The sequence below is a fragment of the Kribbella sp. NPDC031520 genome (assembly GCF_055580825.1).
This window is the reverse complement of the sequence record NZ_JBVIKS010000007.1, coordinates 242116-268062: the sequence shown is the minus strand read 5'-3', so window position 1 is coordinate 268062 and position 25947 is coordinate 242116. Positions and strand designations below refer to the sequence as shown.

Annotated in this window: 21 protein-coding genes and 1 tRNA gene; 9 read left to right on the top strand and 13 right to left on the bottom strand. The window is 68.0% G+C overall.

Annotated elements, in window-relative coordinates; genetic code table 11:
• Positions 1–36: 36 nt before the first annotated feature.
• The 5 genes from ACZ5BU_RS33845 to adh all read right to left on the bottom strand — a co-directional run bounded on the left by ACZ5BU_RS33845 (position 37) and on the right by adh (position 10068).
• Entirely contained in the window at positions 37–2955 is a 2919-nt protein-coding gene (locus tag ACZ5BU_RS33845) for a M36 family metallopeptidase (protein WP_465704591.1), read from the bottom strand.
• Between the two features lie 222 nt (positions 2956–3177).
• Positions 3178–4398, bottom strand: coding sequence for a S53 family peptidase (locus ACZ5BU_RS33840; protein WP_465704589.1), 1221 nt, complete (start codon positions 4396–4398; stop codon positions 3178–3180).
• Positions 4399–4652: 254 nt separating this feature from the next.
• A complete protein-coding gene (locus ACZ5BU_RS33835) occupies positions 4653–8033 on the bottom strand; it encodes an alpha-N-acetylglucosaminidase TIM-barrel domain-containing protein (RefSeq protein WP_465704587.1) in 3381 nt (1126 codons plus the stop codon).
• Between the two features lie 133 nt (positions 8034–8166).
• Positions 8167–8544, bottom strand: a complete 378-nt coding sequence (locus ACZ5BU_RS33830) for a DUF779 domain-containing protein (protein ID WP_465704585.1) — start codon at positions 8542–8544, stop codon at positions 8167–8169.
• The gene (gene adh / locus ACZ5BU_RS33825) at positions 8545–10068 is read right to left on the bottom strand and encodes an aldehyde dehydrogenase (protein WP_465704583.1); all 1524 of its coding nucleotides are present in this window, start codon (positions 10066–10068) and stop codon (positions 8545–8547) included. It abuts the gene before it with no gap.
• An 81-nt stretch (positions 10069–10149) separates the two neighbouring features.
• On the opposite strand from adh, the gene ACZ5BU_RS33820 reads away from it, so the two are divergent.
• The 6 genes from ACZ5BU_RS33820 to ACZ5BU_RS33795 all read left to right on the top strand — a co-directional run bounded on the left by ACZ5BU_RS33820 (position 10150) and on the right by ACZ5BU_RS33795 (position 17741).
• Complete coding sequence (locus ACZ5BU_RS33820; RefSeq protein ID WP_465704581.1) at positions 10150–11622, top strand: GAF domain-containing protein; 1473 nt, start codon at positions 10150–10152, stop codon at positions 11620–11622.
• Positions 11623–11711: 89 nt separating this feature from the next.
• A complete protein-coding gene (locus tag ACZ5BU_RS33815) occupies positions 11712–13865 on the top strand; it encodes a (Fe-S)-binding protein (RefSeq protein WP_465704579.1) in 2154 nt (717 codons plus the stop codon).
• A gap of 87 nt (positions 13866–13952) precedes the next feature.
• Positions 13953–14765, top strand: coding sequence for an SCO4651 family lipoprotein (locus ACZ5BU_RS33810; RefSeq protein WP_465704577.1), 813 nt, complete (start codon positions 13953–13955; stop codon positions 14763–14765).
• 99 nt (positions 14766–14864) lie between these two features.
• A complete protein-coding gene (locus ACZ5BU_RS33805) occupies positions 14865–16436 on the top strand; it encodes an alkaline phosphatase D family protein (RefSeq protein ID WP_465704575.1) in 1572 nt (523 codons plus the stop codon).
• On the top strand, positions 16433–17320 hold the full coding sequence (locus ACZ5BU_RS33800) for a galactose-binding domain-containing protein (RefSeq protein ID WP_465704573.1): 888 nt from the start codon (positions 16433–16435) through the stop codon (positions 17318–17320). The genes ACZ5BU_RS33805 and ACZ5BU_RS33800 overlap by 4 nt, the downstream gene beginning before the upstream one ends.
• Positions 17321–17333: 13 nt before the next feature.
• Complete coding sequence (locus tag ACZ5BU_RS33795) at positions 17334–17741, top strand: hypothetical protein (RefSeq protein WP_465704571.1); 408 nt, start codon at positions 17334–17336, stop codon at positions 17739–17741.
• Positions 17742–17792: 51 nt separating this feature from the next.
• Here ACZ5BU_RS33795 and ACZ5BU_RS33790 read toward each other — a convergent pair whose 3' ends face one another.
• A complete protein-coding gene (locus ACZ5BU_RS33790) occupies positions 17793–18239 on the bottom strand; it encodes a hypothetical protein (RefSeq protein WP_465704569.1) in 447 nt (148 codons plus the stop codon).
• A 71-nt stretch (positions 18240–18310) separates the two neighbouring features.
• Positions 18311–18384 (bottom strand) — tRNA-Gly (locus ACZ5BU_RS33785).
• A 374-nt stretch (positions 18385–18758) separates the two neighbouring features.
• Here ACZ5BU_RS33785 and ACZ5BU_RS33780 point away from each other — a divergent pair.
• Entirely contained in the window at positions 18759–19199 is a 441-nt protein-coding gene (locus ACZ5BU_RS33780; RefSeq protein ID WP_387655085.1) for a MarR family winged helix-turn-helix transcriptional regulator, read from the top strand.
• Between the two features lie 135 nt (positions 19200–19334).
• Complete coding sequence (dcd, locus tag ACZ5BU_RS33775) at positions 19335–19910, top strand: dCTP deaminase (RefSeq protein ID WP_465704567.1); 576 nt, start codon at positions 19335–19337, stop codon at positions 19908–19910.
• Positions 19911–19956: 46 nt separating this feature from the next.
• Here dcd and ACZ5BU_RS33770 read toward each other — a convergent pair whose 3' ends face one another.
• The 4 genes from ACZ5BU_RS33770 to ACZ5BU_RS33755 all read right to left on the bottom strand — a co-directional run bounded on the left by ACZ5BU_RS33770 (position 19957) and on the right by ACZ5BU_RS33755 (position 23634).
• Positions 19957–21471, bottom strand: a complete 1515-nt coding sequence (locus ACZ5BU_RS33770; protein WP_465704565.1) for a hypothetical protein — start codon at positions 21469–21471, stop codon at positions 19957–19959.
• Positions 21472–21668: 197 nt separating this feature from the next.
• Positions 21669–21914 (bottom strand): hypothetical protein, encoded by a 246-nt coding sequence (locus ACZ5BU_RS33765; RefSeq protein ID WP_465704563.1) that lies wholly within the window; start codon positions 21912–21914, stop codon positions 21669–21671.
• Positions 21915–22057: 143 nt separating this feature from the next.
• Positions 22058–22894, bottom strand: a complete 837-nt coding sequence (locus ACZ5BU_RS33760) for a DUF4097 family beta strand repeat-containing protein (RefSeq protein ID WP_465704561.1) — start codon at positions 22892–22894, stop codon at positions 22058–22060.
• The gene (locus tag ACZ5BU_RS33755) at positions 22891–23634 is read right to left on the bottom strand and encodes a hypothetical protein (protein ID WP_465704559.1); all 744 of its coding nucleotides are present in this window, start codon (positions 23632–23634) and stop codon (positions 22891–22893) included. Before ACZ5BU_RS33755 ends, ACZ5BU_RS33760 begins: the two co-directional genes overlap by 4 nt.
• Positions 23635–23722: 88 nt before the next feature.
• Here ACZ5BU_RS33755 and ACZ5BU_RS33750 point away from each other — a divergent pair, with 88 nt between their 5' ends.
• Positions 23723–24517 carry an SDR family NAD(P)-dependent oxidoreductase gene (locus ACZ5BU_RS33750; protein ID WP_465704557.1) on the top strand — a complete coding sequence of 265 codons (795 nt, stop codon included), beginning with the start codon at positions 23723–23725 and terminating at the stop codon, positions 24515–24517.
• Here ACZ5BU_RS33750 and ACZ5BU_RS33745 read toward each other — a convergent pair.
• Both ACZ5BU_RS33745 and ACZ5BU_RS33740 read right to left on the bottom strand, forming a co-directional pair.
• Positions 24452–25213, bottom strand: a complete 762-nt coding sequence (locus ACZ5BU_RS33745) for a CPBP family intramembrane glutamic endopeptidase (protein ID WP_465704555.1) — start codon at positions 25211–25213, stop codon at positions 24452–24454. The two genes, ACZ5BU_RS33750 and ACZ5BU_RS33745, sit on opposite strands and share 66 nt — an antisense overlap.
• Before the next feature lie 2 nt (positions 25214–25215).
• Positions 25216–25836, bottom strand: coding sequence for a TetR/AcrR family transcriptional regulator (locus ACZ5BU_RS33740; RefSeq protein ID WP_465704553.1), 621 nt, complete (start codon positions 25834–25836; stop codon positions 25216–25218).
• Between the last annotated feature and the right edge of the window lie 111 nt (positions 25837–25947).

Here is a 25947-nt window from a genome sequence, read left to right as displayed (position 1 = left end):
GAGCTGGATGCTCGACCGGCCTTCACGACAACTGCGTTACTTGGTGCCGAAGACCTGGATCTCGGTCATGTCCGTGAACTTGCAGCCGCCGAACGCGCCGTTCGGGCAGTTGTTCTGGAAGTCCGGGACCTGCGGGCTGAGCATCCAGAACCGGACGTACTGGACGCCGGTCGCGTTGCCGGTCGGGGCGACCAGGTTGTACTTGCCCCGGTTCGTGGAGTCGAACGTGCCGGACGCCGCGGTGGCCCAGGTGGTGCCGTCGGCCGAGGTCTCGACCTTGAACTGCCCGGTGGACGCGCTGCCCGGGTCACCACAGGTGTTCGACGGGTCGATGTTGAAGTTGCTGATGTTGACCTTCGCCGGCAGCTTGATGTCGACGTGCTTGGCGATCATCTGGTTGGTCGCCGTGCCCTTGTCGTCACCGGTGGTGCTGCCCCAGCCGGTGCCCTGCGCGTTGTCGATCGCGAACGCCGGCCCACACTGCGGGCTGAAGTCCGGGCCGTTGAAGCCGGCGATCGTGCCGCCACCGGACGCGGCGGCCCAGTTGCGGCGCGGGGTGAAGGCGGCCTTGGTGCCATTGGCAACCTTGACCGACTGGACGATCAGCTCGTAGCCGGGGGCCGAGACGACGACCTTCGGGTACGTGCCCGGCGCCACACCGGTGATGGTGTAGTTGCCCTGGGCATCGGTCGATGCGGCGTAGTCGCCGGCGTAGCCGGACGAGTGACCGCCGATGTAGACCAGTGCGCCCACGACCGGAGCGCCGGTGTCCTTGTCCATCACCGTGCCGCTGAGCGTGGTGGTCGCACCCGTCGGCGGCTTGTGGAAGTCCTCGGCCGGGTACGCGTCGCCGCCGTCGGTGACACCGGCGTACCAGCCCATGCCACGGTTGGCGAAGACGGTCCAGATGATGTCGGCGTTCTTGCCGCCGCTGGCGATCAGGTCGGCCTGGACGATCGCGTTGCGCATGTCGAGCATCGTCGGGTCCGCCGGAGCCAGCTCCATCGCGCGGGTGATGATGCTCATCGCGTAGCTACGGCCGAAGCGCTCGCGCAGGTCCCAGAGCGTCTGCGCCCAGACCTCACCGGAGGCGTGCACCTCGGGCGAGCCGCCGATGGTCGGGAAGTCGGCGTAGGTGTAGCCGCCCTTCGAACCGTCGGGCTGGATGCAGTTCGGGCTGACCGCGTGCACCCGGCAGTCGATCGCCTGGGTACGGAACAGCTCGCCGTGGCTGACGTACCGGCCCTCGAGGACCTCACCCGGAGCGGTGGTGTCCTTCTCCAGACCGTGCGAGACCAGGTAGTCCATCGCGTAGAAGTCGCTCCAGGCCTCGCCCATCGAGCCGGCCTGGATGCTGTTCAGCGTGGAGTTCCCGGTGGCGTCGACGACCAGGCGGTTCGACAGACCGTGGGTGTACTCGTGGTACAGGATGCTGGCGTCGTTGGCGCCGCTGGACGGGACGTAGCCCTCCTGCGCGTCCGTCGTACCGGGGAAGTGCCACAGGTACATCTGCATGGTCGGCGGGGTGCCGTCCGGCGGGGTGTTCATGTTGGCGTTGTCGATGTGGTTCGCGTCCGGGCCGCCGTTCGCGGCGGTGGCCGCGCCGTCCAGCGCGTTCAGGTGCACCGGGTCGCCGCCCGCGGCGTCGAACGAGCCGGCCGCCGGGGTGAAGCTGATCGGCGGCTTCGCCAGCCAGTCGTGGAAGTTGCTGGCCAGGTAGAACGCGTTGGTGACGTCCTGGTTCATGTTCGTCTTCCAGGAGTCCGGCTTGGCCGGGTCCCAGGTGCAGATGAACGAGGTCGAGCAGAACGACGACGCCTTCGGGAAGCTGGTCAGCTTGTACTCGGCGCCGGTCTTGGTGCCGGGCACCTTGACCGTCTCACCGGCGTTCGGCTGGTTGTCGTCGTTGATGTCCGCCCAGGCCGCGACCGACGTACCGTCGAGCAGGGTCTTCGCGTTCTTCGGCAGCCACTTGTTGTAGATCAGGTTCTCGACCCGCTGGGTGCCGCCCTTGGCCGCGCCCGGGTAGTAGTCCTGGACAAGTGCATCGCCGTTGGCGGCGCTGGACAGGTTCCGGCGGTAGAGCAGGGAGCCGGTCTGCGCGTCGATGACGTGCGAGTAGACCTTGGTGCCACCGGCGTTGACGTAGGTCAGCCAGCCCTTGCGCAGACCGTCGGCGGTGTGGAACCAGACCTGCTTCGCGGTGTCGCCGTTGCTGAAGGTGGTGCTCACGCCCGAGGTTTTCTCGGTCGCGGACTTCGCGCTGCCGCCGACGTCCTCGATGGCGGCGCTGCGGGCACCGGCCGCGGACAGCTTCGGTGCGGCCGCGGCCGACCGGGACTGCGCCGCGGAGGTCAGCCCGGAGACCGGCGAACCCATGATCGAGACGATCTGGCCGTGCTTGGTGACGTTCGCCTTCAGGCCGTTGCCGAAGACCTCGACACCGTCGACCACCTGGGACCAGAAGACGTGGTGGGTACCGAGGTCGTCGACGTAGTCCTTGCGCAGCTTCAGCGTCGCCAGGTCCGCGTCGGACAGCTTGAAGACCTCGGGGTGCGCCTTCACATAGCCGAGGACGACGGCCTCGGGCTTCTTGGCGCTCTTACCGGTGAGGAAGCCGTTCAGCTTGGTCACCTGGGCCGGGGTACCGGTGTTCGGGTCGAGTTCGACGACACCCTGGGTGCCGAGCGAGTTCCGGAACTTCTCCGAAGCCGCGGTCTCCTTGCCGGCCACCTTCGCGGCCCGTGCGTACGTCGTCTTGGCGTCGGGCGTCCGGGCGTCGTAGTAGCCCTTCTGCTCCTTGCCGGTGAAGTTCTCGGATTGAGCAGCCTTGCCCTTGTCCGGGCCGGCAGTCTGCGCGGCGTCCGCGCCACCGGCCGTCATGGCCAGCGCGACGGCGGCCGCGGAGACGGCTGAGACTGCCAGGAGCCCCCGCCCTCTGCGTGATGTTGTCACAGCAAAATCTCCATGGAGTTCGAATCAGCGGGTCGCCCTCCACGACCCGTCCCGGGGGCTGACCTTAGGCCTGCGGAAACGGCCGGGGAAGAGAAATCCCCGGATTGTCACGGAGTCGAGGGTTGTCCTTCGTGTTCGGAACAGTACTAGGAGCAATCGGGCAGTTGCACGCAGCCACTACCCGATTGCTCCTGGTGTCACATTCCTGAGAATTACCCGATATCAGAAAGCGCCGGCGCCGTTCGGCGTACCGAGGCCGGTCGGGCCGTCCCACCCGGTGCGCGCGTTGCACCACTGGGTAGTCGGGCACGTGCCGTTGGTGCCGCTGGTCACGTCGAACAGCGAGCTCGCGTGGCCGTACGGCAAGGCGTTCGCGTACCCGGCCGTGTTGCCGGACAGCGCGTACACCGCGGCGATGATCGGCGCGGCCTCACTCGTCCCGCCGAACTGCGCCCAGGTCGACGCGGTCTTGCTGGTCGGGTAGTAGATCGCCATGCCGCCCTTGCCCGGGTCGGCCGCGGCCGAGACGTCGGCCATCGCGCGCTTCGAGCAGCCGGTGTCGAACGACGACGCGGCGCTCAGGGCCGTGTTGTACGTCGAGCAACCCGAGCCGGCGCCGCTCCACACGGACTCGCTCCAGCCCCGCGTGTTGCTCGCGGTAACCAACGAGGTACCGCCGACGGCCGTCGTGTACGACGAGGACGCCGGGTAGCTGCCGCCCTGGTAGCCGTTGTCACCGGTGGACGCGGTGACCGCGATACCCGGGTGGTTGTAGTACGCGCCGTACGTCGCGTCGTCCGCGTCGCCGCCGCCGTAACTGTTGGAGATAGCAACGACTCCGGGCTGCTTCGCCGCGGTCTGCACCGCGGCGCCGAGGTCCGCGAAGCTCGCGGACTTCGCCTGTACGACGATGATCTTCGCGTCCTTCGCCGCAGCCGAGACCGCGTCGACGTCGAGCGCCTGCTCACCGGCCCAGCCGGCGTTGAAGCGCGGCAGCGCCGTGCCGCCGTTCTGGTCGATGACCTTCAGGCAGCCGCTGGCCGTCGTACAGGGGCCGAGGCTGAACTGCGAGCGGTAGACGTTGAGGTCGCGCTCCAGGTTCGGGTACCCGTACGCGTCGACGATCGCGACCGTACGGCCACTCGCCGACAGGCCCGTCAGCTTGTACGCATCCTGCAGTTGCGCCGGCGTCAGACCGGTCGACGGCGGCGTGGTGGACGCGGGCGCGACGCCCTTGTCGTTCACCAGCTTGATCGCGTTGCAGACCGCGGTGTGGGCGGCCGTGGTCGCGGAGCAGACCTTGGCGGCGTGCTTCCCGGCGGTGTACGGCGTGGGCGCCGCCGCGGCTCCGGTCTGTGCTGATGCGCTCGCCATCGCCGCGGTCGCTCCGACCACGGCCAGCGCACCGGCACTCAGGGCGGAGACGAGAATCCGTTGCCTCAACTGGACTCCTCGAGATTGGGCAGGCCTCCGCGTGCGGTCCCGTTCGGCCAGTGGGCGGAGGCCGGCTTGATTTGGGGGTGTTCGCATCGTGCGTCCCTCGCCGGTGCGGATGCCAGCAGTTGGACCACTGACAAATGTCATCGGCGGACCCATGACATCCGACCCGATCGGACCGGAATTCCCGCGTGATCACGCGGTCACGGTGGGCACTGTGGTCCGTGAAGGATTCCCCGTGAGTTTCCCGGTACCGCCCCTCAACCATTCGAGGTACCGGTAATGGTCACCTCTGTCAGGTGGAAGGTGTTGTTGGCGGAGTTGCTCAAACCTTCGACCCGTACGTACCGCGCCGTCGCCTCGGTCCGGAACGTGTCGCCGGCATCGACAACAGGCACGGTGCCGAAACGCCCGCCCAGCCGGAACCAGTGCGACCCGTCGAGGCTCCCCAGCAACCGGTAGTTGTAGTACCGGGTCCCGTCCACGTAGTTGCGTACGTTGATCGCCGACACCGCCGACGCGGTACCAAGATCCACTTGCCACCACGTCGGACCCAACGGCCCACCCCAGTACGGGTTGTTGGACCTGCTCCCGTCGTTGGCCGCAGTGGCCGGGTGACCGTCCTCCTCGCCAAGGGCACTCACCGGCTTGCGCACACTGATCACGGTGTCGCCAGAGCTGTCCCGAGACGCGTACGGCGCCACCGTGAACCCATGGAACGTCGCAATCCCAGTAGTCATGAACACGCCGACGTCCTGCACTGCGGCCACACCCGGCACCACAGCCGAACCAGCAACGGTCCAGTTCTGTCCGTCCTCGCTGCACGCGCCGCTGAGCCGTCCACCAGAGCGAGCGATCCGCACGTACGCAGGCGCAGCGAAACCGTCAGCGGCCGTAGAGCTGTCCAGCGTGCCGTCCCCGTTCGAGTCCCAGCTGAACAGACACCCGCGGCCCGGCGCGACGGCGATGCCGGCGTCAGACCCAGCCGACAGATCGTTGCCGACCAGCAGCCCAGCACGCGCAGCCGACGCAGTCCCGTCCTGGGACGTGACCTGACTGGTCACCGACTGCCCTTCCGCAAGCACCTGCTGCTGGTAGACCGCCCCAGGATCGTCACCAGCGATGCCGATGTCGTCGCCGGACACCGCGAACGATTCATCACCGACGGTCTTCCAAGGCGCACTGACATCTCCACTGACGAGCAGCCGAGTACGAGCCGCCTCTGAAACGCCCTCCCAGTTCGCAGCGGCCGACAGCACCGGCACGTCGAAAGCGTGTGCACTGGCCGGCACAGTCACGTCGTACGCCACACTGAACGTCCCGCCAGGCGCCACCTGCGCAGCAACCGGAGGCCCAACCGCCTTGACGCCGTAGGACGCAGGAGCAGTCAGCGCTACCCGGACCGCTTGCGCCGGACGCAAGGTGTTCGTGTTGCTGTACGTCGCCATGACCCGCACCGTCCCGCCTAGCCGTGCCGCCCGCGCAGCCGGCTCCAACCGCAGCGACCCGGTAGGGATCGCCGCAATGCGCGAGGCCAACTGATAAGCGTCGCCCCGCGCCATGGTCGGGTACTGCGTGTCTGTGTGTGCCCACCGCTCCGCATAGGCCTTCCAGTCGACAGGGGCTGCTGGCTGACCAGTAGAAAGAGCAGTGTTGAGCGCAGCGAAGTACGTGCGCCAACGGCCCGCGTAGTAGTCGCCGACCAGTCCGTTCCATTCTCTGCGTGCGTAGTCCTGCAGGGTCGCCGTAGCAGTCCAGTCGGTGATCAGCGTGCGTACGTCGTACCGCAGGGCTGCTGCTTCCTCTGGGTTGGCCGCCTGTGCCGTCGCACCGGCCAGCCACGAACCCAGCAGGAAGTTGTCGTCCGTTCCGAGCAGGTCGTCGAGCAACTGGAGCCGCTGCATCCAGTCAGCCGTCAGCTTCCGGAACTGCTGCAGGTCACCGGCCTGGTAGGCCGCCGAGATCCGCGGCAGCAACGCACGACTGTCGTTGGCGACCACCTGTCGCGCGACGTCGACCAGGTCGTAGCGGTACGCCGTACTGCCCCTGAGCGCCGGCGGCACCGCCAACAGCTCACCGAGCGCTTGGCGGAACGCCTCTGGGTCGTACGGGATCGCCGTACCGCTCACACCAAGGCTGGGCTCGTAGTCGAACAGACCGGTCGGGTGCTTGCTGTCCGCTGCAGCAGGCCAGTTGTACACGGTGTTGCCGAGGATGCGCCAAGCCGCGACCGCATGCGGATCCCCTGTGCCGTAACGGCTGGTGGCATAGTCCGTGAACCACTGCTGCAGATCGACGGGTTGGCTCTGCCAGGCCAGGTCGGTGAAGAACGCGACCGCGGCCGGGTTGTTGTCGATCGCCTCCGGCATCAGCGCGATCCCGTTCAGCGCCGTACCGGGTTTGGCCAGCCAGGCATGGAACTTGTCGTTCCACGCGGCCAGCGAGGCGCCGAGGTTCGAGTGGCCGCCGAAGTTCCAGATGGTGCCGAACGCGTACGGCGTACCCAGGAAGTCCTTGTCCCGGTCGGTGACGTTGGACGCCTCGGAGATTCCGTCGACGACCAGCATCTTGGAGCGGTCGATGGATTGCAGGGTCGCCGGCAGCGGGTTCTTCTGCCAGCCGAGGATCGCCCAGATCGCTCCGGGATGTGCTGCTTCAAGAGCGTTCTGCACCGCGCGGGAGGCGTCCGGGACGCTCACGTTACCAGCCGTACCGCCCTCGTGCAGCAGGTCCATCTTGTACATCGTGCTGGGCCCGAACAGGTCCGTCTGTACGCGGTAGAACTCAGCCGCCACCTGTGCGAAGAGGGGATTCGTCGGGTCGAGCCAGTCCGGTCTGGCGAGGCCGTCCCACTTCCCTTGCGGCACGGTCTTGCCTGGGTTCTTGGCCGCGAAGCCGGACGGTACGGTGCCGAAGTACCCGGGCAGGACCGGCACCATGCCCAGCTCGCGGAGGTGGTCGGCCAGCTGGCGGCCGAGCACGGTACGGCGGTCGATGAGCTGCTGGGAGATCGGACTGCCGAGGCAGCACTCGTTCTGCAGCAGCCACCAGGCCTGGTGCGCCGGCTGCGGGATCCACGCGCGCAGCTCGTCAGCGGAGTACCCGAACTTCTGGAAGGCCTGTTCGTAGACGGCCTCTTGCCCTTCGTACACGAGGACCTGGTTGATGCCGTGCAGCGCGAGTACGTCGATGCGGCGCTGCCACTGCGACCAGCTGAGGTACGGGCCGGCGTACCCCTCGTTGGTGTCGTTCAACGCGAACCGGTTGTCGACGGACGCCCGCTGCTCGATCGGCTGCGCCGGGAGCGGAAGCTTCGCCGGCAGGTTCAACTGCTCACCCTCGAGCTCGATATCCGCATGCGCCACGTGCCGCAGGTACCAACCGAAACCGGCCAGCTGCACAGCAGGCGTCGTACCGCCGACCAGCACCTTCCCTCCGACCGCCCCAACCCGAAAGAAGTCCTTCCCGCTACCCCGCTCCAGCGTCTGCAACACAACCTGATCGGCATACCGCTCACCAACCAGCCGCACCAACGCCTCCCGCGCCGGCCCACCAGAGACAACGGTGGCCGGAGCAGACGGCGCAACCAGGACGGACACCGCCGCAACCACACCGGCCAGCACCAAACGGACAGATCTCATAGCGAGTCACCTCGGGCGAAGGGGCAACACTTCCGAAAGATCTTTCCGAATCAGCCTTCCGCCCCGGTGAGGATCTGTCAACCATGGGAGAGTGCCGGCCGCCCGGCAACGCCACCGGGCGGGCGGCACTCGTTCAGAGGAGTCCGAGGTCTGCGGACTCTTGGTCGGTGAAGAGGCGGGAGCGGATCAGGAAACGGATGCCTTCGGGGGCCTCCACCGAGAATCCGCTGCCGCGGCCTTTCACCACGTCGACGGTGAGCTGGGTGTGTTTCCAGTACTCGTACTGGTTCGCCGACATCCAGAACCCGATCGGCTTGTCGACGCCGTCGACGACCAGGTCACCGAGATGCACGTCCGCCGACCCCGTTCGAAATTCCCCGTCCGGGTAACACATCGGCGAACTGCCGTCGCAGCAGCCGCCGGACTGGTGGAACATCAGCGGACCGTGCATCCCGGTGAGGCGACGCAACCAGCGCGCCGCCTCGTCGGTGAGCAGAACCTTGTCGACCACTCAGAAGAACCCGAGCTTCGATGGGCTGTAGCTGACCAGCAGGTTCTTGGTCTGCTGGTAGTGGTCGAGCATCATCTTGTGGTTCTCCCGGCCGATGCCGGAGTTCTTGTACCCGCCGAACGCCGCGTGCGCGGGGTAGGCGTGGTAGTTGTTCGTCCACACCCGCCCGGCCTGGATCTCGCGGCCGGCCCGGTACGCCGTGTTGATGTCCCGCGACCACACGCCCGCACCGAGGCCGTACAGCGTGTCGTTGGCGATCTTCATCGCGTCGGCGTAGTCGTCGAACCGGGTGACCGAGACGACCGGGCCGAAGATCTCCTCCTGGAAGATCCGCATCTTGTTGTCGCCCTCGAAGATCGTCGGCTGGATGTAGTACCCGCCGGCCAGGTCGCCCTCGAGCTCGGCGGGTGCTCCGCCCGTGACCACGCGCGCCCCCTCGGCGCGACCGATCTCGATGTAGGCGAGGATCTTCTCGTACTGGTCGTTGCTCGCCTGGGCGCCCATCATCGTGTCGGTGTCCAGCGGGTTACCCAGTTTGATCGCCTGGGTGCGCCCGACCGCGTCGGCCAGGAACGAGTCGTAGATCGACGACTGGATCAGCGCCCGGGACGGGCAGGTGCAGACCTCGCCCTGATTCAGCGCGAACATCGTGAAGCCCTCGAGCGCCTTGTCGTAGAAGTCGTCCTTGGACGACGCCACGTCCGCGAAGAACACGTTCGGGCTCTTGCCGCCCAGCTCGAGTGTGACCGGGATGATGTTCTCCGAGGCGTACTGCATGATCAGCCGGCCGGTCGTGGTCTCACCAGTGAACGCGACCTTGGCCACTCTGTTGCTAGAGGCAAGCGGTTTGCCGGCCTCGACGCCGAACCCGTTGACGACGTTGAGCACGCCGGGCGGCAGCAGGTCGTGGATGAGTTCTACCAACACGTGAATGGACGCCGGGGTCTGCTCGGCGGGCTTCAGCACGACGGAGTTGCCGGCCGCCAGCGCGGGCGCCAGTTTCCAGACCGCCATCAGGATCGGGAAGTTCCACGGGATGATCTGCGCGACCACGCCGAGCGGCTCGTGGAAGTGGTACGCGATCATGTCGTCGTCGATCACCGACACCGAACCCTCCTGGGCCCGGAGCGCGCCGGCGAAGTACCGGAAGTGGTCGACCGCCAGCGGCAGGTCGGCGGCCAGCGTCTCCCGGACCGCCTTGCCGTTGTCCCAGGTCTCGGCGACCGCGAGCAGTTCGAGGTTGGCCTCGATCCGGTCGGCGATCTTGTTCAGGATGTTCGCCCGTTCGGCGGGCGACGTACGTCCCCAGCCGGGCGCGGCGCCGTGCGCGGCGTCCAGCGCGGCCTCGACGTCTTCGGCCGTACCGCGGGCGATCTCGGTGAAGTTCTCACCCGTGACGGGAGTCGGGTTCTCGAAGTACCCGCCCTTGACCGGTGGCACCCATTCGCCACCGATGTAGTGCTCGTAGCGCGATTTGTACGCGACCGGGCTGCCATCCTGCCCGGGAGCTGCGAAGATCGTCATAGGTCCTCCCTCGGAACCGGCGTTGGACCGAACCTAGGTACTGCGACGTTGCACGGACGTTGCAGCTTGGAGCGAGGTCGGATGGACGCACCGGAGCAGGCCCGCCGGTTGAGCGGGGTGTACGACGACGTGCTCGCCGGCAACCGCCCCGGCAGCCCCGGCGACGAGCCCGGCACCGGACCGCGCCCGCTGGTCGCCGCGTCCTGGGAACGCTCGCTCGCCGCCGCCGTCGACCCGGACCTCGATCTGCCGCCGATGATCCTCGAGCAACAGTTGGTCGAGGAACTGCGCGCCGACCACCCGCTCCGCGCCGTCCTCCCGGTGCTCCGGCAGACGCTGACGTCGATCGCCGACGAGGCGTCGCACATCATGATCATCACCGACGCCCAGGGCATGATCCTGTGGCGCGAGGGTGCCGCCGACGTGAAGCGCGTCGCGGACCGGATCGCGCTGTCCGAGGGCGCGGTGTGGTCCGAGGACCAGATCGGCACCAACGGCATGGGTACGGCGCTCGCGGTCGGCGGACCGGTCCAGATCCACTCCGCCGAACACCTCGTACGGCGGATCCACGAGTGGACGTGTGCCGCGGCACCCGTGCACGACCCCGACACCGGCAAGCTGCTCGGCGCGGTCGACGTATCCGGCCCGTTGCGTACCGTCCATCCCGCGATGGTCGCCCTCGTCACCGCCGCGGCCCAGCTCGCCGAAGGACAGCTGAAGGTCCGGATGGCCGCCGCCGACGAGATGCTGCGCGCCCGCAACATGCGGCACCTGATGGCGCTCGGTGACGCACCCGGCGCGTTGCTCACCCCGACCGGCCGCGTCCTCGCGGTCCAGCCGCTCGAATGGCTGCCGAACCGGCTAGTCGTACCGGACGGCGCCGACCGGATCGACCTCGGCGACGGCCGCGAGGGAATCGTCGAACGCCTCGACGAGGGGTACCTGCTGCGGATGCCCGGTACGCCGGTCCGCCGCGCCCGTCAGTCCCTGCGGTTGAAGCTCCTCGGCTCCGGTCAACCCGTCGCGGTCGTCGGCGGCCGCGAGGTCGCGCTGACATTGCGGCGGGCCGAAGTACTCGCACTGTTATTACTACAGCCAACAGGTCTGACCGCGGAGCAGCTGATGCTCCAGCTGTACGGCGACGAGGGCAACCCGACGACGGTCCGCGCGGAGATGCACCGCCTGCGCAATCTCCTCGGCGGAGGAGTCCTCGACACCAAGCCGTACCGGATCATCGCCGACGTCACCGGCGACGTGACCGAAGTCCAGGCGGCGCTGCGCAACGGCGACCTGTCGAAGGCCCTCGACCTGTACGCCGGTCCCCTGCTCGCCCGCTCCGACGCCCCCGCGCTCCGCGCCGAACGCGACGAACTCGACGCCACCCTCCGCCGCGCCACCCTCGACCTCCACGACTCCGACCTCCTGTGGCGCTACGCCCAAACCCCGACCGGCGCCGAGGACCTGGAGATCTTCGAATCACTGGAGGCCACTCTCCCGCGGGACGACCCGCGGCGCGCGGCCGTCGCCGCCCGCCTCGACCGTCTCGAACGCTGAACGCTGAACGGAAGTGACACGGAACACGCAGGCGTGATGAGGGCCGCATGCACATGACTCACGAGTAACCAACCAATAACATCGCTGGTATGCAGATCCTCGCCATCGTCGTCTCGCTCGCGGTGACGCTTGTCGCCGTGGCGTTGTTCGGCAAGACGATCGGGCACATCGTGTCCGTGATCAAGCTCGGGCAGCCGGCCGGGCGGACGAACGACCCGGGCAAGCGGACGGTCACCCTGGTCAAGGAGAGTCTCGGCCACACCCGGATGCTGCAGTGGAGTCACATCGGGGTGATGCACTGGTTCGTTGCGTTCGGGTTCATCGGGCTGTTCCTGACCCTGGTGACCGCGTTCGGCCAGCTCTTCGACCCGCACTGGGCGCTGCCGGTGATCGGTCACTGGTTCGTGTTCGAGTGGGTCAGCGAAGCGCTCACCTGGACCGGCTTGGTGTCGATCGTCGGACTGATGATCTACCGGCTGACGCATCTGCCGAAGGGCGACAACCCGCGCTCGTCCCGGTTCTACGGCTCGACGTCGTGGCAGGCGTACTACGTCGAGTACACGATCCTCGGCGTACTGATCTGCATCCTGCTGCTCCGCGGTCTCGAGTACCAGCTGAGCGGCGCCTCGACGTTCCACTTCCCGATGACGTTCTTCTTGGGCAGCGGGCTGTTCGGCGGGCTGAGCGTGCACGGTCTGGAGAACGCGGTCTACCTGGTCGCGATGATCAAGATCCTGATCTCGTTCGCCTGGATGATCACGATCTCGCTGAACGCGACCATGGGTGTCGCGTGGCACCGGTTCACCGCGTGGCCGAACATCTGGTTCAAGCGCGAGGCCGACGGTCGTACGGCGCTCGGCGCGCTGCAGCCGATCATGGTGAACGGCGCACCGATCGACTTCGAGAACATCGACGAGCTCGACGAGGACGCGGCGCTCGGCGTCGGCAAGGTCGAGGACTTCACCTGGAAGGGCCTGCTCGACTTCACCACCTGCACCGAGTGCGGGCGGTGCCAGTCGCAGTGCCCGGCGTGGAACACCGACAAGCCGCTGTCGCCGAAGCTGATCATGATGGGCCTTCGCGAACACGCGTACGCGAAAGCGCCGTATCTGCTCGCCGCCGATGACGACGCGCGCAAGTCGCTGCCCGAGCTGGTGCTCGCGGAGCAGGAGAAGCCGCTGGTCGGTCCCGCGGACGTTGCGGTCATCGACGAGGACGCGCTGTGGGCCTGTACGTCGTGCGGCGCGTGCGTGCAGCAGTGCCCGGTCGACATCGAGCACGTCGACGCGATCATGGACATGCGCCGGTACCAGGTGCTGATCGAGTCGTCGTTCCCGTCCGAGCTCAACGGGCTGTTCAAGGGCCTGGAGAACAAGGGCAACCCGTGGAACATGAACCCGTCCGGCCGGATGGACTGGGCCAAGGACCTGCCGTTCGAGGTCAAGCAGGTCGGGACGGACGTCGAGTCGCTGGACGAGGTCGAGTACCTGTTCTGGGTCGGCTGCGCCGGCGCGTTCGAGGACCGCGCGAAGAAGACCACGCAGGCAGTCGCGGAACTGCTGAACATCGCCGGCGTTTCGTTCGCCGTACTGGGTGACGGTGAGACCTGTACGGGCGACCCGGCGCGGCGGTCCGGCAACGAGTTCGTGTTCCAGCAGCTGGCGATGCAGAACGCGGAGGTCTTCAAGGAGACCAACGTACGCAAGGTCGTCTCGACCTGCGCACACTGCTTCAACACGTTGAAGAACGAGTACAGCCAGCTCGGTGTCGAGCTGGACGTCATCCACCACACCCAGCTGCTGAACCGGCTCGTCCGCGACGGCAAGCTGACCCCGGTCGCACCGGCCGACAGCTCGCTCAACGGGCAGAAGATCACGTACCACGACCCGTGCTACCTCGGCCGCCACAACCAGGTGTACGACGCCCCGCGCGAACTGCTCGACATCATCCCCGGCGCGGAATTCGCCGAGATGCCCCGCAACCAGACGAAGTCGTTCTGCTGCGGCGCCGGCGGCGCCCGGATGTGGATGGAGGAGAAGCTCGGCACCCGCATCAACCTGAACCGGACCACCGAGGCGGTGGAAACCGGCGCCGACAAGATCGCGACCGGCTGCCCGTTCTGCCGGGTGATGCTCTCCGACGGCCTCACCGCGAAGCAGGCCGACGGCTCGGCCCGCGAGTCCGTCGAGGTCCAGGACGTCGCCCAGCTCCTGCTGGCGTCTGTAAAGCGTGGCGAAAGCTGACCTGCAACTAGCTGCAAAAGCCTTCCTTCCCAGGCGGTCCAGACCATAAGATCCACCGTCTGCATCACCTGGGGAGGAATCAGCATCATGAAGTTCCGTGCCGCCGTGGCCACCGCCGCCGCCGTACCACTCGCCCTCGGCCTCGCCGCCTGCGGCAACAGCGAGCCCAAGGCCACCGGCTACAAGCCGACGGTCCCGGCCACCACGACGACCACGTCGACCGCGCCGACGCCGGTCGCCACCAAGACCACCGAACCCGCCCAGCCGGCCCCGGTCGCGCACCTGAACCGCGTGACCTTCGTCCCGGCGATGACGTCGGCGGTCAGCAAGCAGAAGTCCTGGCACATCACCGGCACGATGTCGATGAACGGCACCACGATGATGACCATGGACGGCTACCAGACCGCCAACCCGGTCGCGGTGTCGATGGAGATGAGCGGCCAAGCCTTCCAGGGCAAGACCGCGAAGATCCTCGTGATCAAGAACATCGGCTACGTGTCGATCCCCGGGCTGACCCCGGCCGGGAAGTTCGCGACCTTCAAGTCCGGCTCGAACGACCAGCTGTCCCAACTGGTCCAGGGCGGCGACCCGACGAAGATCTACCAGTCGTTCCGCTCCAGCCTGGTCGACGCCAAGTTCGTCGGCGAGGAGACGGTCGGCGGCCAGAAGCTCGACAAGTACCAGGTCACGGTCAACACCGCGAAGGCACTCGCCGCACAGGGCAAGAAGGTCCCGGCCGGTGTCCCGGCGACGCTGACCTACGTGATGTGGATGGACAAGTCGCACCTGATCCGCCGGCTCAGCTTCGACCTGAGCAGCGTCTCGATGGTGATGAACATGACCGACTACAACAAGCCGGTGCACATCACCGCGCCGCCGGCGAGCAAGATCGTGAAGTAACGGCCGGTATCGGTCATCTTCCCACCCGATCGTGTGAACTTCTCGTAATCTCCCGTTGCGGATGTGATCACCTCGGGATGATCGGGTGGGTGGGTGCCGATGTTGAGCAGTCGACGTAACTTCCTCACCGTCAGCGGAGCAGCGGCGGCGCTCGCGCTGAGCGGCAGCCTCCCGGAGGTCCGGGCCGCGGCGGCCGGCCGGACCGGCCGCCCGGACCGGCGGGACCCGTTCACGCTCGGCGTCGCGTCCGGCGATCCCTTGCCGGACGCGGTGGTGATCTGGACGCGGCTGGCCCCCGATCCACTCGCGCCGTTCGGCGGGATGGACCGGCGGCCGGTCGAGGTCCAGTGGCAGGTCGCCGAGGACGACCAGTTCCGCCGGATCGTCCGCCGTGGGACGGCTCGAACCGGTCCGGAGTCCAGCCATTCGGTGCACGTCGACGTACGAGGCCTGCGCCCGTGGCGGCACTACTGGTACCGCTTCCGGGTGAACGGGCACGTCAGCCCGGTCGGCCGGACCAAGACGGCTCCGGCGTACGACACGCAACTGTCCGAGCTGTCGCTGGCGTTCGCGTCCTGCCAGGCGTGGTGGGAGGGCTGGTACACGGCGTACGCCGACCTGGCGCAGCGCGACCACGACGTGGTGTTCTTCCTCGGCGACTACATCTACGAGTTCGGCATCGACCGCGGCATCCGCCCGCATTCGAACGAGCCGTACATCACCCAGCAGACCGTGACGCTGGACGAGTACCGCCAGCGCTATGCGGCGTACAAGCTGGACCCCGATCTGCAGAACGCGCACGCGGTCGCGCCGTGGATCGTCACGCTCGACGACCACGAGGTGGTCGACAACTGGGCCGACGAGGCGCACCCGAGCGCGCCGCCGGCGCAGTTCCTGGTACGGCGGGCGAACGCGTTCCGCGCGTACTGGGAACACATGCCGCTGCGGTTCGCGCAACTGCCGGCAGGGCCGGACATGCAGCTGTACCGGCGGATCCGGTACGGGCGGCTGGCCGAGTTCAGCGTGCTCGACACCCGGCAGTACCGCTCCGACCAGGCGTACGGCGACGGTACGAAGGCGCCCGGCCCGGAGACGGCCGACCCGGCGCGGACGATCACCGGCGACGCGCAGGAGAAGTGGCTGCTCGACGGCTGGGCGGCGTCGCAGACCCGGTGGAACGTGCTCGCGCACCAGACCGCGATCGCCCGGCTGGACACCAAGGACGGGCCGGGGGTGCTGGTCCCGATGGACACCTGGGACGGGTACGAGGCGTCCCGGAACCGCGTTCTCGGCGGCGCGGCGCAGCGCAAGGTCCGCAACCTCGTCTCGATCGCCGGCGACCTGCACCGCAGCGTGGCGTCCGACCTCAAGCTGGACTTCACCGATCCGGCCTCCGCGACCGTCGGCGCGGAGTTCGTCGGTACGTCGATCACGTCCGGCATCGACGGTGAGGATCTGGACCCGGGAGGCGCGACGTTGCTGCGGGAGAACCCGCACATGAAGTTCGGCAACTTCCAGCGCGGCTACGTCAGCTGCAGCATCACCCCCCAGCGGTGGATCTCCGACTACCGCGTCGTCGACAAGGTGTCCGTCCAGAACGGCACCGTCACCACCCGCGCCAAACTCCTCGTCGAGGACGGCCGGCCCGGCATCGCGGAGGTCCAGGAATGAAGCTCCCCCGCCAGACCGTGGTCGCGGCCGGTACGCTCGTCGCCGCCGCGCTGCTCGGCTCCAGTTCGATGCCTAAGGCAACTTCAGACGCCGGCGGGTCGGCGTCGGGTGCCGGGGCCGCCGAGGTGGCGGTCGGCGTCGCGCCGGAGCAGCTCAGCGTCGTCGGCCTCCCGTGCTTCCCGGGGCAGCTCAACCTGACGATGACGAACACCGGCGCGCAGCCGCGGTACGCCGATCTGACGCTCGAGCCGACCGGGCCGCTGCAGCTGTCCCGCACGCTGTTCTCGTCGTGGCTGCCCGCGGTCGACCCGGACCAGCCGGTGTCCGCGCCGGTCGAGGTCCGGGTACCGCGGGACGCGAAGCCCGGTTCGTACGCGATCGGCGTCGAGGTCGACCGGACGCGGGTGAACGTACCGGTGACCGTCGAGCCGCTGCCGCCCAAGGGTGCCGGCGACAACCTCGCCCTCGGCGAGCAGGCGACGGCGTCGTCGACGCACGGCAACTTCACTCTCTGCGGCGCGGTCGACGGCGACAAGGACTCCGAGCACTGGGACACCCTGACCGGCTGGAACGACGGCACCCGCGCGGTCTTCCCCGACACGTACGACGTCGCGCTTTCTGCCCCCGCCACGATCAGCCGGGTGGAGCTGTACACCCTCGATTCCGCGAAGTACCCCGCCCGCGTGAACGGCCTGCGCGACTGGGACGTCCAGGTCAAGGTCGACGGCGGCTGGCAGACCGTGGCCCAGGTCCGCGGCAACACCGTGGGTCATGTCACGTCGACGTTCACCCCGGTCCGAGCCGACGCCGTACGTATCCTCTGCCTCGACGGCAACGACCACACGTACTCCCGGATCGTCGAACTCGAGGTCTACGGGAGCTGAAAAGGAGTACTGCATGAAGAAGTGGCGCGCATTGATGGCTGTTCCGCTGGTGGCGCTGGCGATCACCGCCGGCACGGCGACAGCAGCATCGGCGACCACTGGCACGCCGAGCGGCGCGCCGCCGTCGGGTGTCACCTGCGTGTCGGTGACCGGCGCGAAGGCGTGCTACCAGGAGGGCTCGGACAAGGTCTGGGTGAAGGACACCAAGGCGAACGGCGAGTCAGCGGCCGGCACGATCAAGTCACTCCCGAGCCACACCAGCTGGTACCGCGAATGCTTCAACACCCGTGGCGAGGCCGGCGGCTGGGTGATGTGCGACTTCGACGTACCGAACTACCAGCCCGGCGTCCTCTGGGCCGTCAACAACCCCTTCATCGGCGCCCAGGCCAGCACGTCCATCAACACCGGCCCGATCATCTGACCCCAACACGGTTGACCTGGGCAACAGCCGCCTAGGTCAACCGTTTGATCGTCAGCCGAGCGCCCCGAGGACGCCCGCCAGAACGACCACTACAAGAATCGCCCCGACAATGCCGAGGAGCGTACCGAGGCCCTTCCGCTTCACCTTGGTGTGGCCGATGCTGCCGGAGGTGAACTGGTGGTACGGCGACGCGTAGAACACCGGCACGGCCTGGTTCGGCTGCACCGTGCAGTCGAGCGTGGCCTTGCCGTAGGTGAGAACCCACTGCGAGTGGACGTCGATGTGCAGCGGTCCAGCAGGCACCGGGATGTCGTTCCGGCCGTACTTGACCGGCACCGGGTAGCCGTTCAGGCGCACCGTCGGCGGGACCAGGTTGGACGTCATCGCACTGCCCTGGATGGTCAGCTGCAGCATCCCCATCGGACCCTGCGGCTGATACTGCTGGTACGGCTGCTGCGGCTGGAACTGCGAGGGCGGCGGCTGCTGCTGGTAGCTCATGCCGCCAAACAATAGACCCTCAGATGACTCAGCCCCAGGTCAGAAATTGCCTCTGACCTGGGGCTGAGCTGTGGAGCGGGTGACGGGAATCGAACCCGCACTGTCAGCTTGGGAAGCTGATGTTCTGCCATTGAACTACACCCGCCTGGCCGGTCTCCCGGCGGCGGTGAAGAGCATAGCCGATGTCGGGGCTCTCAACCACGCCGGGTCCGCGCGCCGGAATCAACTGACTACTTCCGGGCAGCGAGCCTTCCCTCGGCATTCAAAGCCAGGTTGCTGCGGCGTCAGCCGGATACAGCCGAAGAAGGTGCCCCGCGCATCGAAAAGAGCCCCGTGGGCGGTTTGCACCGGGGGTTCTTGGGCAGTTTTCCACAAAGGGCACGTTCAGGACTGGGCAGCTACGTCATCTTCTGGCAGATTAGAACGCGTTGCCGGGGGCAACATTTGACGCAACGTGAGGATGACGGTCCCTGGACCGGACGAAGATGGTTGCGGGGCAACTGGATGAAGGGGTGAACGGTGGCAACAGACACAAGTGACGCGGTGGACAACCTCGAGAAGGAGCTCGTCACGTTGGCACGCCGGCTGCGCGGGCTGCAGCGGACGCTGTCCGACGAGGCGCACCCGGACCTGGAGCCGGCACAGTACGCGTTGCTGAACCACGTGGAAGAGCTGGCGCCGGTGCGGATGGCCGACCTGGTGGCTGCGCTCGAGGTCGACAAGGGTCCGGTCAGCCGGGCCTGCGCGCGACTGGAGGAAGAGGGCCTGCTGAAGCGGGCGGCCGACAAGTCCGACGCCCGGGCGACTCTGCTGACGCTGACCGCGGCCGGCAAGCGCAAGCTGACGGCGGCCCGGAAGAAGCGCCACAAGGTGATCGAGGACCTGCTCAAGGACTGGTCGCCCGCGCAGGTCAAGACCTTCGCCACCCAGGTGTCGAAGTTCAACAAGCTGGCCAACTGACGATAGTTGCCTCAGGCCCAGGTCTGGTGGTGCGGCAGCCGGAGAGCTGAGGGCTCCGGACGACTCCATCACCAGAACCGGCTCCCGGGGGACTCGACGCTGTGCGGATGAGCAGCACGCTGCTAACGTGCGACCGTGCTGCTCTCCGATCGCGACATTCTTTCCGAGCTCGACGCGAAGCGGGTCCAGCTGGATCCGTTCGACGCTGCGATGGTGCAGCCGTCGAGCGTCGACGTACGGCTGGACCGGTTCTTCCGGGTCTTCGAGAACCACCGGTACCCGCACATCGACCCGGCCGAGGAACAGCCCGACCTGACCCGGCTGGTCGAACCGAACGGCGACGAGCCGTTCATCCTGCACCCCGGTGAGTTCGTCCTGGGGTCGACGTACGAGCTGGTCACGCTCCCCGACGACGTGGCCGCCCGCCTCGAGGGCAAGTCGTCGCTGGGCCGTCTCGGTCTGCTCACGCACTCGACGGCCGGCTTCATCGACCCGGGTTTCTCCGGTCACGTGACCCTCGAGCTGTCGAACGTCGCCACGCTGCCGATCAAGCTCTGGCCCGGGATGAAGATCGGCCAGCTCTGCTTCTTCCGGCTGTCCTCGCCCGCGGAGAACCCGTACGGCTCGGCGAAGTACGGCTCCCGGTACCAGGGCCAGCGCGGCCCGACGCCGTCCCGTTCCTACCAGAACTTCCACCGTACCGAGATCTGACCAACGAAAGAGGGCCCCGGGAATCCCGGGGCCCTCGTCAGGTCGATCAGGCGGTCGCCTTCACGAACACACACACCGAATCGAGCTCGTTCGTGACGCTGTAGTCACCGTGCGGCAGCTGCATGTACACGCCGCCGTACGGCGAGACGGACTCGGGCGACCGCAGTTTGCCGTCCCAGAGGCCGAGGTCACCGTTCCCGGGGCTGCCGCCGTCCGACGGGGTGCTTCCGTCGGACGGAGTGTCGCCGACCGTCGGGCTGCTGCCGTCCGAGGGTGTGCTGCCGCTGGACGGGGTGTCGCTCGAGCCCGGGCTCCCGGACGGCGTCGGACTCGGCAGGTCCGCACCGGTCTTCGCGTCCAGCAGCACCGGCTGCGCCTCGGTCTGGGCGTAGACGACGCCGTGGTAAGCCGCAGTCATGTTCGGAACGATGCGGTTGCCGGAGTCGTTGGAGAAGCTCCAGGCCTTCTTGCCGGTCGTATCGTCGAAGCCCATCATCGTGTCGGTCTGGTTGCTCTGCGACTTCGTCTTCCCGGTGCAGACAACGGAGGCCGCCTCGTCACCGAAGCAGGACCATCCGCCTATGTCGGTGCTGTTCTGGAGCCGCGGGAGCGGCGTGACGACGACAGCTCCGGTCGACAGGTCGACCGCGTAGAGCGCGATGTCGTACCCGGGGTCGCCGATGTACTTGTCACCGAGGAAGTAGGCGTGCTTGCCGGTGCCGGCGATCGGCTGGTAGTTGGTCTGCAGCGGCCCGACCTGCTTCGTGACCTTTCCGCTCGGGCCGTCGGCGAGAGCCAGCACGGCGTCGTTCGTGTTGGTCGACGTCGGCGCCTTCGTGCCCGCGATCACGCCGCCGTGCACAGCGGCCGGGGTGATACCCGGCACGAGCGTGCTCTTCTTGGTCGCCGGGTCGGCGTACACCGTCACGTACTGCACGTTCCCGCCCGAGCCCGCACCCGTCGTCCCGACGGCGACCTGACCGGTTTCCACGTCGTAGGCCACGCTCCCGATCGCGGCGTCGTCGTACGCGGTCTTCGTCGACGTCTCGGCGATCTTGTCGCCGGTCGCCACGTCGATCCACTGGATCACCACGAGGCCCTGCGGTTTCTGGGTGCCGTTGCCCTTGTCGGTCTCCGAGTAGACGACGACCGCGACGTCCTTGCCGTCGACCTTCACCGCCTTCGCCCGGAATGCTGTGTTGACCTTCGTGGTCGCCGCCTGCGCCGCGGGAACCGACCAGGACTTGCTCGGGTCGGTGACATCGTGACCGGCGAGGCTCTTGATCGTGCCGGCCACGGCGACCTTGCCGACGATCGCCATCTGAGCCTCGGTGAGGGAGACCATGGTCTGGTCCTTGAACACCGGAAACGCGCCGCCGATCGCCAAGGCCTTGGGCGGGTCGAAGGTCGGGACGGCCGGTGCGGTCGGCGTCGGCGAGCTGGTGGAACCACCACCGTTGGTGCCGGAGCCCGAGTCGGACTTCTTGTCGTTGCCGCCGCAGCCGGCTACCAGAAGCAGGGCTGCGGTGACAGCTGTGGTCGCCACCATCGGACGCAACATCGTTGGCTTCTCTCCCAGGTCGCCGAGAATGATCGACTGAACGCTAGCAGTGTTCGCGGGTCCGCCCGGCAGTTATCCACAGGCATTGCACGAACCTGCAACACACCTCTGGGGTGCTGTCCTCGGCGCCGCGGGCTAGACGAGCCCCAGCCGTCCCAGCAGCCCGAAGACCGCGGCGCCGTTGACCGGTACGCCGGTCACCGGACGATCGACAGGCCGGTCCCGCGGCGCCGCGGCTGCGGCTCGGTCAGCACCCGGGTGGCCGGCTCCGTCAGCGCCCGGGAGGCCGGCGCCAGCCGGTCGGCCAGCCGGTGCAGTGCGCCGGCCAGCCCTTCCCGAGGGGTGCTGCGGATCTTGCCTTCGTTCCGGCGTGCCCTCGACTCGGCCGCCCGCAACTGCTCGGCGACGCGGTACCGCGCAACTTCCTGCTGTTCGCTGATCATGATGGTGCTCCCCTTGCGTAATCCCCGTGCTGTGGTTGGTTTTCGGCAATGCTTCGCCCAGGTCCCGCCCCCAGTGGCGGGACCGTTGGCTACATCAAGACAACGAACCCGAACGCCTCAGTCCGACACGTGCAGGCGCTGGGTCAGACCTTGACGACAGTGATGTCGCCGGAGACCGTACGGGCGCGCAGCATCAGGGCGCGCTCACCCTCGGCCGGCTTCGCGCCGGGCTGCAGGTCGCAGCGGATCCGTCCGGTGACGGTCTTCAGGTCCAGGTACGTCGGGAGTCCGTCCGGGACCCCGATCTGTACGTCGCCCCGGGCCGTCTCGGCCTGAACGCTCGGCCCGTCGGCGATCTCGACCTTGACGTCGCCGGAGCCGGAGGTGGCGACCGAGTGGTCGCGGATCCGCTCGATGGTGATGTCACCCGAGCCGACCTTGACGGAGGTGGGACCGGCGGCGTCGCCGATCGTGACGTCACCGGAGCCGGTGCTCAGCCCGAGCGCGTCCTCGGCCTCCTCGATGTCGATCGAACCCGAGCCGGTACTGGCACGTACCGCGCTCGCGGCGCTCTCGACCTTCACGTCGCCGCTGCCGGTGTTGATGCCGAGCTCGTCCTCGACCCGGGTCAGCCTGACGTCGCCGGAGCCGGTCGCGAGCCGCGCCGAACCGAGCGGGACCTCGGAGACGATGTCACCGGACCCGGTCTTGACCCGGGCGTCGAGGACCGCGGAGGTGGCGATCCGGACCGTGATCTCCGGTCCGCGCCGGACGTTCCGCGGGCTCTCGACGATCAGCTCGCCGCCGGTGACCTCGAAGATCACGCCGTCGTCGTCACCGTCGACCTCCATCGACACCGTGGTGCCGGCACCGTCCGGGTTGGGCCCGAGCTCGACCAGGCCGGAGCCGATGTCGATCCGGATCCGGTCGATCCGCTCGTTCTCGTCGTCGATGAACTGGGTCGCGCCGTGGTCGCTCATTCCGCCCATCCCGTCACTCGCTGGCCCGGGCCGTGGCCGCCACGACGCCGTTCCTTGTCCTCGCGGCGACGCTCCCGGTCGTCCCGGCGGCGGTCGCGCCCGCGGTCCGTACCGAACACGCCTTCCTCACCGAACGGACCGTTCGGGCCGAACACACCGTTCGGGCCGAAGACTCCGTCGGGACCGAGCGGACCGTTCGGACCCAGCGGGCCCTCCGGGCCGAAGACCGGGCCGCGCGGTGGGCGGGGCGGACGGGGCGGGCGCGGGCCGCCGCGGCGGCCGACGCTGAGCTCGGTCATCACGGTGCGCATCAGCCACGCGTTCGAGGAGATGCCCTCGGCGTCGGCGGCTTCGTCCACCTTGTTCTTGATCGACATCGGCAGCCGCAGCGTGATCCGCGCGTTCGGCTCGTCGGCGTCCGGCACGAACTGCTCCGCGCCGTCGTCCGCCTCGTCCTCGAGGTCCTCTTCGATCTCGTCCGGACCGGTCAGCTGGCTCGGCGCCGGCGTGACCACGAACTCCGGGCGGCCACCGGCCATCCGGAGCTCGACCGAGCCCGGGGACAGCTCGCGGCTGATCTCCCCGGCGGCGTCGGACAGGGCTGAGATGAGGGCCAGTCGGCCCGCGTCGTCCAGCGTGGCTCCGAGGCGCTGTGCCACGGAGCGAGTCTGCTCGTCGGCCAGGGCGGTCGCGTTCTCCACGCTCCGCCGGACCGACTCGAGGTAGTGGTCAAGTTCCATGACGCAATCATGACGTCATCATGACGTCACTGTCAACCTCTGGTGATGTCACGACGCCGTCGAACCGGCGTCAGGGCAGAATGAGCCCATGAGCAGAGGCGTATTGATCACCGGTGCATCCAGAGGAGTCGGCGCGGCGGCCGCGCAGGCGTTCGCACGAGCCGGCGACCGGGTCGTGCTGCACTGCCGCGGCGCCGTCGACCGGGCCGAACAGGTCCGGGACTCACTACCCGGCGACGGGCATGCGGTAGTCGCCGCGGACCTCGGCGATCCGGCCACAATCCCTGCCCTGGTTGAGGAATCGGCCGCCGCGCTCGGGCGGATCGACGTACTGGTGAACAACGCGGCAATGTTCGTCGACGAGCCGGTCGCGGGGTCGCGCCGGGTCGGTCACCCGCTGGCCGATACGCCGTACGAGGAGTGGGTCGCGGTCTGGCGCCGTACGCTCGCCGTCAACCTGGAGGGGCCCGCGCACGTGACCTGGTGCGTGGCGCGGCAGATGCTCGACACGGAGCCCGCGGACGGCGTACGGCGGGGCGCGATCGTCAACGTCGGGTCCCGCGGCGCGTACCGCGGGGAGCCCGACGTACCCGCGTACGGCGCCTCGAAGGCCGGAGTGCACTCGCTCGGACAGTCGCTGGCGGCATCGTTGGCGCCACATGACATCACGGTGACGTCAATCGCGCCCGGATTCACCGCCACCGACATGACCGAGTCGTTCCTGGCCGGCCCCGGTGGCGACGCGATCCGGGCACAGAGCCCGTTCAACCGGGTCGCCACCGCCGACGAGGTCGGCAACGCGATCTACTGGCTCGCCTCAGCCGATGCGAACTGGGCGAGCGGAGCGGTCCTCGACTTCAACGGGGCGTCGTACCTGCACTGAGCTGACGACGACGGCGGCGACCGTCCAGACCCCAGCGAGCACCGCCATCGGGAACACGTCGCCGTCCTCCTCGGTGAACAGCAGGATCAGCGAGAGGTTGACGGCGGCGTGCGCGGCGGTCGCGACGACCAGGTTCGTACGGCGTGCGTCCCGGAGCACGGCGCCCATCACCACGGACAACCCCGTCGTCATCACCACGAACAGGCCCATGTAGACGAGACCGTTGGCGAACCCACCGATGTGCCAGAACCCCCACAGCACGCCGACGATCAGCGAGGAGCGCAGTACCGAGAAGCGGGTCTGCAGGTACGGCTGCAGGTACGCGCGCCAGCCGAGCTCCTCGCCGGCCGCACCGACGATCATCGTGATCACCAACGTCCAGAAGGGGAACGACAGGCTCTCCGCCCGCCACGGCCGCCCCGCGATCACGTGCACCAGCACCGACACCAGCATCGCCACCACGACGATGCCCACCACCAAGGCACTCCGCCCGGCGGCGACCTTCGCCGGCGCGAACCGCGCGTCGACCCGCGTCGTACGGCGGAACAGCAGGAACATCATGCCCACGCCGAGCGCCGGCGCGAACTGGACCAGCTGGATCAGGTCCGGGCTCGGACCGGTTGCCGACTGCAACGCGTTCAGGATGCCGCTGAAGATCATCGTGGTCAGGTAGAAGACCACCACCCGCAAGAACACTGCTACTCCTGGATGAGATAGGGCGCGATCATCAGGTCGAGCTGCTCGCTGAGGAACTCGGTCAACGAGCCCCAGCCGTTCACCGCCCAGACCTGGAGTGCGCCGTTGAAACAGACAAGGGTGTGCCGCGCCAGCGCCGGTACGTCGGAGTCCGCGCGCAGCTCGCCCGCTGCCACCGCCGCCCGGTAGAGCCGGTCGCAGCTGTCGACGATCGCTGCCGAGTGCGCCAGCGCGTGCTGCCGGAACTCGGGGTCCGCGACGTCGAGCTGGACGAATCCGAGACCGTTGCCGAGCTGCTCGCGGTGCTCGATGTGCGCGACCGCGGACAGCGCGAAGTCCCGGAGGGTGGCCAGCGGTGAGGTGTTGCGGCCGGCAACCTGTTCGGCCAGTCGCTGGACCATCACCGGCGAACGGGCGGCGGACGCGAGCAGCAGGCCGCGTTTGGAACCGAACCGCTGCATCAGGGTCGGCGGGGCCAGCCCGACCCGGGATCCGACCGCGGCGAGGGTCAGTTTCACCGGTCCGAGCTCGGCCAGCACCTCGCGGGTCGCGTCGAGGATGACGTCGTCGCTCACCAGCCGCGGGCGGGCCATCCGTTCGCCTCCGAGTTTGTGAATCGCCATTCGTTAACACACGGGATCGTAACAGATCCTTGTTCGCTCAGTTAGTCAGTGACAACGGGTAAGCGTTCGGACACCGTGCAGTCGTGGAGAGGGGTCCGGACCGCAGCCCCG

Bases quoted from the DNA above. Each gene is read 5' to 3' on its own strand.
- ACZ5BU_RS33835 (WP_465704587.1), bottom strand. From the start codon at position 8,033: ATGAGATCTGTCCGTTTGGTGCTGGCCGGTGTGGTTGCGGCGGTGTCC.
- adh (WP_465704583.1), bottom strand. From the start codon at position 10,068: ATGACGATCTTCGCAGCTCCCGGGCAGGATGGCAGCCCGGTCGCGTAC.
- ACZ5BU_RS33820 (WP_465704581.1), top strand. From the start codon at position 10,150: ATGGACGCACCGGAGCAGGCCCGCCGGTTGAGCGGGGTGTACGACGAC.
- ACZ5BU_RS33815 (WP_465704579.1), top strand. From the start codon at position 11,712: ATGCAGATCCTCGCCATCGTCGTCTCGCTCGCGGTGACGCTTGTCGCC.
- ACZ5BU_RS33810 (WP_465704577.1), top strand. From the start codon at position 13,953: ATGAAGTTCCGTGCCGCCGTGGCCACCGCCGCCGCCGTACCACTCGCC.
- ACZ5BU_RS33805 (WP_465704575.1), top strand. From the start codon at position 14,865: ATGTTGAGCAGTCGACGTAACTTCCTCACCGTCAGCGGAGCAGCGGCG.
- ACZ5BU_RS33800 (WP_465704573.1), top strand. From the start codon at position 16,433: ATGAAGCTCCCCCGCCAGACCGTGGTCGCGGCCGGTACGCTCGTCGCC.
- ACZ5BU_RS33795 (WP_465704571.1), top strand. From the start codon at position 17,334: ATGAAGAAGTGGCGCGCATTGATGGCTGTTCCGCTGGTGGCGCTGGCG.
- ACZ5BU_RS33790 (WP_465704569.1), bottom strand. From the start codon at position 18,239: ATGAGCTACCAGCAGCAGCCGCCGCCCTCGCAGTTCCAGCCGCAGCAG.
- ACZ5BU_RS33770 (WP_465704565.1), bottom strand. From the start codon at position 21,471: ATGTTGCGTCCGATGGTGGCGACCACAGCTGTCACCGCAGCCCTGCTT.
- ACZ5BU_RS33765 (WP_465704563.1), bottom strand. From the start codon at position 21,914: ATGATCAGCGAACAGCAGGAAGTTGCGCGGTACCGCGTCGCCGAGCAG.
- ACZ5BU_RS33760 (WP_465704561.1), bottom strand. From the start codon at position 22,894: ATGAGCGACCACGGCGCGACCCAGTTCATCGACGACGAGAACGAGCGG.
- ACZ5BU_RS33755 (WP_465704559.1), bottom strand. From the start codon at position 23,634: ATGGAACTTGACCACTACCTCGAGTCGGTCCGGCGGAGCGTGGAGAAC.
- ACZ5BU_RS33750 (WP_465704557.1), top strand. From the start codon at position 23,723: ATGAGCAGAGGCGTATTGATCACCGGTGCATCCAGAGGAGTCGGCGCG.
- ACZ5BU_RS33740 (WP_465704553.1), bottom strand. From the start codon at position 25,836: ATGGCGATTCACAAACTCGGAGGCGAACGGATGGCCCGCCCGCGGCTG.